Annotated in this window: 8 protein-coding genes; 5 read left to right on the top strand and 3 right to left on the bottom strand. The window is 40.0% G+C overall.

Features of this window, described 5'->3' with window-relative positions; genetic code table 11:
- Nucleotides 1-457: 457 nt before the first annotated feature.
- Entirely contained in the window at nucleotides 458-802 is a 345-nt protein-coding gene (locus F6K13_RS10675; RefSeq protein WP_275670433.1) for a hypothetical protein, read from the bottom strand.
- Between F6K13_RS10675 and F6K13_RS10670 the strand changes: the two genes are divergently transcribed.
- From F6K13_RS10670 to F6K13_RS10650, 5 genes are all read left to right on the top strand, one after another.
- Nucleotides 725-1,273 carry a phycocyanin subunit beta gene (locus F6K13_RS10670; protein WP_124146677.1) on the top strand — a complete coding sequence of 183 codons (549 nt, stop codon included), beginning with the start codon at nucleotides 725-727 and terminating at the stop codon, nucleotides 1,271-1,273. The genes F6K13_RS10675 and F6K13_RS10670 overlap by 78 nt on opposite strands.
- Before the next feature lie 84 nt (nucleotides 1,274-1,357).
- A complete protein-coding gene (locus tag F6K13_RS10665; protein ID WP_124146676.1) occupies nucleotides 1,358-1,846 on the top strand; it encodes a bleomycin hydrolase in 489 nt (162 codons plus the stop codon).
- A 177-nt stretch (nucleotides 1,847-2,023) separates the two neighbouring features.
- Nucleotides 2,024-2,818: a phycobilisome rod-core linker polypeptide gene (locus tag F6K13_RS10660; protein WP_124146675.1), complete on the top strand. Its 795-nt coding sequence runs from the start codon at nucleotides 2,024-2,026 to the stop codon at nucleotides 2,816-2,818.
- Between the two features lie 233 nt (nucleotides 2,819-3,051).
- Entirely contained in the window at nucleotides 3,052-4,311 is a 1,260-nt protein-coding gene (locus F6K13_RS10655; RefSeq protein WP_124146674.1) for an RNA-guided endonuclease TnpB family protein, read from the top strand.
- Nucleotides 4,312-4,596: 285 nt separating this feature from the next.
- Nucleotides 4,597-5,466 (top strand): HEAT repeat domain-containing protein, encoded by an 870-nt coding sequence (locus F6K13_RS10650; RefSeq protein WP_124146673.1) that lies wholly within the window; start codon nucleotides 4,597-4,599, stop codon nucleotides 5,464-5,466.
- 51 nt (nucleotides 5,467-5,517) lie between these two features.
- Here the strand turns inward: F6K13_RS10650 and F6K13_RS10645 are convergent, their stop codons facing one another.
- Both F6K13_RS10645 and F6K13_RS10640 read right to left on the bottom strand, forming a co-directional pair.
- Nucleotides 5,518-6,129, bottom strand: a complete 612-nt coding sequence (locus F6K13_RS10645; RefSeq protein WP_124146672.1) for a HEAT repeat domain-containing protein — start codon at nucleotides 6,127-6,129, stop codon at nucleotides 5,518-5,520.
- Nucleotides 6,130-6,264: 135 nt separating this feature from the next.
- Nucleotides 6,265-6,735 (bottom strand): transposase, encoded by a 471-nt coding sequence (locus tag F6K13_RS10640; RefSeq protein WP_124146671.1) that lies wholly within the window; start codon nucleotides 6,733-6,735, stop codon nucleotides 6,265-6,267.
- Between the last annotated feature and the right edge of the window lie 688 nt (nucleotides 6,736-7,423).

Here is a 7,423-nt window from a genome sequence, read left to right as displayed (position 1 = left end):
GTATAAACCAATTTTTTGCAGTATCATTCCATAATATGCAACCCCAGTAGACATCTCCTCCACGCATAGGGAGTAGGCAGCTTTGCTGTAGGCAGTAGGGAACCCACCCCTAGCCCCTCCCCCTCCCAGGAGGGGAAATAATTGATAATTTATGTGTGAGAATTGATTTGATTTTTTATTATCACGCCTATGTCTAGTAGTTATACCAATTTGAAAAAAGAATGTTACGAATAGTAAGAGGAATAAAAAGACAAATGCAGGATATTCCCTTTGACAAAAAGGATGATTTCCGAGCTAAAAACTGGTATTGAAGCAATTCCCATACGGATCCTGACTCCTGACTCCTAAGAAATAGCCTAACCATTTGTAGCAAACATTTATCAAATTGGTATTATATTATCTCCCCATCTCCCGATCATCATTTGTAGTCACCACAGTATTTATGCAGCGACACTGGTTAGGAGAAGGAATCAATTAAATAATCTAGATAAACCCAAAATTCTGCTAAAGCTTGAGGAGACATATCTCTGGGGGAACAAGCACGATTCCGTGTATATTGAAGTGCGCTAACATAAGGCGCAGTAGGCAAATTGAGGGCGCGGTAAACTTCGCGCTGGCCAGTAATACCCCAATCATCCAGAGGAGCAGTACTACCAACTACTAAACAATAATTAATTAGTCTCAGATAATGACTTAGGTCACGATAACATTTTTCGATCTTAATTTGAGAATCACAAGGTCCGCCAGGTTTGGTAAGATCGGGGTATTTTCTAAATACCCATTCACTAGCTTCTTTTGTCACAGCATCAATGCTGATGGTAACAAACGTCTAGATGCAGTTAACTCCATTGCTAGTAACGCTAGCTGTATTGTTACTGACTCTGTTGCTGGTATCTGTTGCGAAAGCCCTGGTTTAACTTCACCAGGTGGTGGTGTTTACACCAACCGGAAAATGGCAGCTTGCCTAAGGGATGGGGAAATTATTCTTCGTTATATCACCTATGCTCTGTTAACTGGAGATGCTTCTATTCTCACAGACCGCTGCCTCAATGGCCTTAAAGAAACCTATGCTGCTCTAGGAGTACCCACAGGTAATACAGTTCGCGCTGTTGAAATCATGAAAGCTTGTGCTGTTGCCCACATCAGTAACACGAACACTGAAGCTCAGGCAGGAAGCAAATACAAAAAGATTGATGTGACTGAAGGCGACTGCGCTAGTTTGGTCGCTGAGTGTTCTGGCTACTTTGATGCAGTTGTTGCTGCTATCAGCTAAAATTAGCTAGGTTTAGAGCCATTCAAGCTAATCAATTAACATTTTGACCAAATCTATCTTTGAGAATAGGAGAAACATTCAATTATGAAATCAGTTTTAAGTACAACTGTTGCTTCTGCCGATCTAGCAGGTCGTTTTCCCAGTGGTTCTGATTTAGAATCAGTACAAGGTAGCTTACAGCGTTCTGCTGCCAGACTCGAAGCAGCAGAAAAGTTAGCAAGCAATTATGATGCTGTAGCTCAAGAAGCTGTTGATGCTATTTATAGCAAATTCCCTAGTGGCAGTGGTCGGGATATGGATGCCGAAACTCAGAAAAATAAGTGCAAGCGGGATATCGTTCACTACTTGCGCTTAATTAATTACTGTCTAATTGTTGGTGGTACAGGTCCTCTTGATGAGTGGGGAATTGCTGGAGCACGGGAAGTATACCGCGCTCTTGGAATTGGTACTGATACTTACGTTACTGGGTTAAGCTTCCTTCGGAATCGGGGTTGCGCTCCTCGCGATCTGTCTCCTCAAGCCTTAGGGGAATACAATGGATATCTTGATTACTTAATCAATTCCATGTCCTAATACTCTTTATTGAAAGTATTGCGATATAAAGGTTAGTCTGCTTGTAAGGGTTAGAAGCTATGGGTTTAGAGGTTTGAACTCATTGAGCTAACTACTCCTACTGCAGGCTAACTACGCTGCCTTAAGAGCGAACATAATTTTAAGAATATCAACATCAGGTCTTTAGAAAATAAAGTAATGGGAAAATTAAGCACATCAGCGACTCTAGGTTTGGATGCCTTTGAAGTTGACCCACTAGAACTCCGTCCTAATACCACAGAAGGAGAGCTAGAACAGCTCATCAGGGCAGTTTATAAGCAGGTACTAGGAAACCAGTATCTCATGGAAGGCGATCGCCTCTCTAGTGCTGAGTCTCTACTGCGTAATGGCGACATTACAGTCCGTGAATTTGTTAGGAGTGTGGCTCAATCAAGTCTTTATCAATCACTCTTTTTTCACTCTTCGTCTCAGTACCGCTTTATTGAGTTAAATTTTAAGCATTTATTGGGTCGTCCTCCTCAAGCTCAAGAGGAAATTTCTGAGCACGTTCAGATTTATAACGAACAAGGATACGAAACTGAGATTAACTCGTACATTGATAGTGACGAGTATATTCAAAATTTTGGCGATAATATTGTACCCTATCCACGCAGTATTCGTTCAGTTGTTGGACTGAAAAACGAAGCATTCAACCGGATGTTTTCTCTATTACGCGGCTCTGCAACTAACGATAGCGATAAACGCGCCCAATTAATTTCTTCTGTGGCTGCTAATTTACCAACTCCGATAAAGCCACTGGCAATCGGCAATGGAGCTTCTTATGGTAATACAGAAAAGCGCTTCACAATAGCATTTTCTACCTCTCGATCTCCTGCTAGATTGGGCAAGCTCAGTCGTCAAGAATGCGTAGTCAACTACAGCCAAATGTCTAAGATACTTCAAAATATCCAGAAAACAGGCGGAAAAATTATCAGTATTAGCGAAGTCGCTTAATGTCTCTCGTTTTTTTTACTTAATCCCGGCTGTGTACTGCGTAAGTATTACAGCGCGGGTTTTTTTAGCTAGACCGCCGAGAAGCCTCACGCCAAATCGAAGATTATGGCGTGAGGCTTCTCGGCGGTAAATTGAATGGGTTCAATGCCCATTCAATTTACAAATATTATCCGCAAGTTGTCGCCTTAAAAAACTTGTGTTATTATCTTATGTAGCTTCAAAAATTTTCCACTATGCGCACTGCCTACCAATATAAATTAAGACCCAACAAAGAACAAACCGCAGTCATAGAAATGTGGTTGGAATTGTTGCGTCGGCAGTACAATTATAGGCTGGGTGAAAGATTCTCATGGTGGTCAGAAAACCGTTGTCCAGTTAACGCTTGTCCCTTGGTGATGCCAATCCCTCAACTCAGAGATAATCCAGATTATTACTCTCAAAAAAAAGATTTGGTCAATACCAAAGACAAGTTTCCGGAATACAAGCTAATTCATTCTCAGGTTTTACAGGATTGTATAAAACGGGTAAAACTTGCCTTTGACAGATGGTTTAAGACAGACAAAAATGGACATAAATTAGGAAAACCAAGGTTCAAAGGAAAAGGACGTTATCGTAGTTTTACTTATCCTCAAATCAAGCAAAACTGCATAGAAGAAAACAAAATAAACTTGCCCAAAATAGGCAATATCAAATTTATTCAACATCGACCTTTACCTGATGGTTTTCAAATTAAAACAGTGACGATTAGTCGTAAAGCAGATGGTTATTATATTACTTTATCCCTAGAAGACAAATCAGTTCCAGCTTTAACAACTAAAGTGGAACCAACATTAAAAAACACTCTGGGAATTGATATGGGATTGAAGGAATTCTTAGTCACAAGTGAAGGAGAATCAGTTCCTATACCTCAATACTATAGAAAATCTCAGCAGCGATTAAAGACTCTACAAAAACGTTTATCTCGAAAGAAAAAAGGAAGTAAAAGGTGGTTAAAGGCTGTAAAAACTGTAGCTAAACAACATAAAAAAATTGCCGATAAACGTAAAGATTTCCACTTCAAAACAGCCAATGAATTATTATCAAAAGCGGATGTTATCGCTTATGAAAACTTAAATATTAAAGGGCTAGCAAAAACTCGTTTGAGTAAATCAATTAACGATGCTGGATGGGGTAAATTCCTAACTATTTTGACTGTCAAAGCCGGAAATGCTGGACAGAAGATTATAGCAGTGAACCCCAAAAATACTAGCCAAGATTGCTCAAACTGTGGAAAAAAAGTCAAGAAAGAATTAAACATACGAACTCATTGTTGTCCGCATTGCGGCATTGTCATAGACCGCGACTTAAATGCGGCGATAAATATAAAAAATAGGGCGGTAGGGCATTCCGTCTTTAAAGCTCGTGGAGCCCGACGGGATACCGGGGCTACGAAACGAGAAGCCCACACTATAGCGTCAGCGAGCGTGTGGGAGATGTCACTGTATTTTTATTAGGGTTTGCTGATTAAATCTAAAAGCATTTACAGATAAAGGTAAGTGCCTTTTTAGAAAGAAAAAAAGTGCAGCTTTTTAAGCTTGAGCGACCAAAAAGTTAGTATTTTGGGGTAACTATGGCAAAAAAATAAAGGGATAAATATATCCGACTACCTCCTCTATTGAAAGAAAACCTTCTGCCTTCCTTCCACCAAAGAATAAGTATTCAACCGGACATGATATGACTCCTGACTCCTAAAGAATTAAGATTAATATCATACACTAATTTATCAACGCCGTTTTTTTATGTCTCCAGAAGAAACAGATGCTTTTCTGGCCTCTGCTAGAAAAGAAGTAGTCCAACAAACCTTTGACCCCAACGACAGTCAACGCCTAAAACTTATGGTAGAGTGTCTGGGAGATTCACGGGGAATGGTGCGCTTAGGCTTTGCTGAGACCCTCGGACAAATTGGCAAACCAGCTACTCCTTTCTTGATAGAGGCTCTCGGAAATCACCCCGATCCTGTAGTACGCAGAGCTAGTGCCAAAACCCTCACCCTGATTGCTGACCCAGAAACAGTTTCTCCCTTAGTCCATGCTCTCCTCAATGATGAAGATACAGTGGTTAAAGGATCGTCAGTTGGTGCCCTAGCCAGGATAGGAAAAGCTGCTGTACCTCCATTGTTGGACATTTTAGGGTCAACAGAGTATCCAGAAAGTACCAAAGGTCATGCAGCTTGGGCTTTGGCATTTATTGGACCTGAAGCAAAAGAGTATCTATATCGGGAGATTCATTCTGAAAAAGTCGCAGTTAGGGCTGCTGTGGTAGGGGCGATCGCCAAAATTGCCCAAGATTCAGGGGAGGAAGAGGCTCTGAATATTTTATTGACTGCCCTAAGAGATTCGTCTGAAATAGTACGCACTGAAGCAGCAGCCGTCCTGGGAAATTTGGCTTATAAACCAGCAGCTCCCTATTTGATAGAGTTACTGAATCATCCTACTAGCGGTGAAACTCGCAAGGCAGCAGCTCTATCTTTGATGAAAATTCGTTCCGATAGTGCATTAGTTCCCTTACAAACAGCATGGGAACAGGAATCAGAAGCAGATATTAAGCAGATTATTAAATTGGCAATTACTCAACTAGAGAGGCAATCATCAGAAAACGATTGGGAATAGCTAAATATTAAATAAGCTTAACCTGGCTGAAGCACAGTAGCTTTAGCCTTTTTAACTTCGGTTAGGTTTGAAATTCAACATATCCAAGCGGGATAAAGCACTGATGGCTGTCTCCCGTACATAGGTGTCAGCAGAGGCATCATTGGCTAATTTGGTTAAGACTGCTTTAGAGCGTTCGTCATTAATAGAGCTAACAGCATTGAGAATTGCCACTGCCAAGCCTAAGTTCTCAGTTCCATCTAGGACTTCCAACAAGCTATCTAAAGCAGGCACACCAATGACTCCTAAAGCCATTGCTGAGGCAATATGAACAACGGGATTGGTATCGCTGAGTCCTTTTTTTAAGCCTTCAATTCCTTCAGATGGGAAAGGAACATTCTTATAGTTAATAGCTACCTGAGCTAGAGCTTTAGCACAACTGCTCCTAATTGTTGAATTATCACTGTTGAGCAACGAATCGACTAAAAATGGCACAGTATCTGTCCCGATCGCTCCGAGTGCTTTAACTGCTGCCCGTCGATAGACGGTATCTTCTTCTGCCAAAACTTCCATCAAGTTAGGAATGGTAGTTTCATCACAAGTTTCGACTATTTCCCACATTGCTCGATCACGCAAGTGAGGGTTAGGGTGTTTTAGTTTCTCAAATAAAGAGGATTGTGTCATCACTTTATGAGTAGTTTGACAAATTATAAGTATACCTTAATTGATTGTAATATGAAATACGAAAAATTATGCTACAGATAAAGCTTCTAAAATAAAGTCCCATCCCGTCACGGATTTAATGGTTTGTGGAGTTAACTACTGTAAGACTTGAGATATTAGGTTCCTTAAACTGTCAAGGTTCTCAAACAGTTCCCACTTCAATTGCTTTTTAATTTTTTTGCATAATTTTTCAATCGGATTAACTCGTGGACTGTAGGGAGGTTTAAATAAAAGGATAACATTCTCAGGAATTTCTAATTTTGACCAAGTATGTAACCGTCCATTATCTAGTTGAATTATATGTAGTTCGGCTGGATAGTTTTGAGCAAACCACTTCAGGTACTGCTGAAAGCAAACCCCATCTACATGAGAAAATTCTGCAAAAAAGCTTTCTCCAGTTTCAGGCTCGACTAAGCCATATAACCAGAGATAATCGAAGCACCATTGCTCTATTGCTACAGGTTGGACTCCTCTAGATGTCAGTTTTCTTGCCCATAATGTGATTAAGCCTAATCTCGACTCATGAGGGACTGGGTCTCCCGCGCAGTTTATACGCCCTGTACCCACACCAGTAACTCACCTTTTGATCTCAGGGGGTGACAAGCACCTCAAAACTATTGTGGGGCAATAGTTTCAATGATTATACCTCTGTATAAAATCTGAATTTTTCCTCAATAATAATGATCATCATTTTTAGAGAAGGGGTTGGCACGTGGAGCCTACCAATCCCTTCTCCCCCAATTCAAGTTGATTTTTATCTCAATTGTTGATGGTAGCCATCACTCACATTTTATGGTAGAAAAAGTCGATCCACTTACATAAATAGACCAACCAAATGCAATTTTTATCATTGTATGAGTTATATTTTAAACAATCCTGGAGTGATACTCAAGTCCAAGCTTTAAAAATTTTAGTTTGGTGATTAACGGTACAGAAAACTGTCAAAATAGAAAGGTATTTCTGGTTGTTTTCCTTTAGCGATCACATATGAAAGTCGTCGAAAACATATACAAAGATTTTTAACATTATTTTCTTTGAGCCTTCCATTGTTTTGGTTTCCGATGATCATGATGATTATTAGAGTTGTTGGGAAATAAGGTAAAATGATTCAAGCAGAAATTGGCCCATAAAAATGCTAAATATTGAACGAGCCTTAAAACAAGACAGGTTACTCAGAGCATTAACAGGATTAAACCGTAAAGCAGATTACACTTTGTTGAAGCCCTTTAATCAAATGTATGAGCAAACATTGCTC

Origin of the sequence: Okeania sp. SIO2B9 (assembly GCF_010672505.1) — a bacterium.
GTDB lineage: Bacteria > Cyanobacteriota > Cyanobacteriia > Cyanobacteriales > Microcoleaceae > Okeania > Okeania hirsuta.
Note: the sequence above shows the minus strand (reverse complement) of the source record. Positions and strands in the feature narration are given on the sequence as shown.

What these genes read in the sequence shown, in the direction of transcription:
- F6K13_RS10665 (WP_124146676.1), top strand. Translation starts at nt 1,358, where the DNA reads ATGAAATCAGTTTTAAGTACAACTGTTGCTTCTGCCGATCTAGCAGGT.
- F6K13_RS10655 (WP_124146674.1), top strand. Translation starts at nt 3,052, where the DNA reads ATGCGCACTGCCTACCAATATAAATTAAGACCCAACAAAGAACAAACC.
- F6K13_RS10650 (WP_124146673.1), top strand. Translation starts at nt 4,597, where the DNA reads ATGTCTCCAGAAGAAACAGATGCTTTTCTGGCCTCTGCTAGAAAAGAA.
- F6K13_RS10660 (WP_124146675.1), top strand. Translation starts at nt 2,024, where the DNA reads ATGGGAAAATTAAGCACATCAGCGACTCTAGGTTTGGATGCCTTTGAA.
- F6K13_RS10645 (WP_124146672.1), bottom strand. Translation starts at nt 6,129, where the DNA reads ATGACACAATCCTCTTTATTTGAGAAACTAAAACACCCTAACCCTCAC.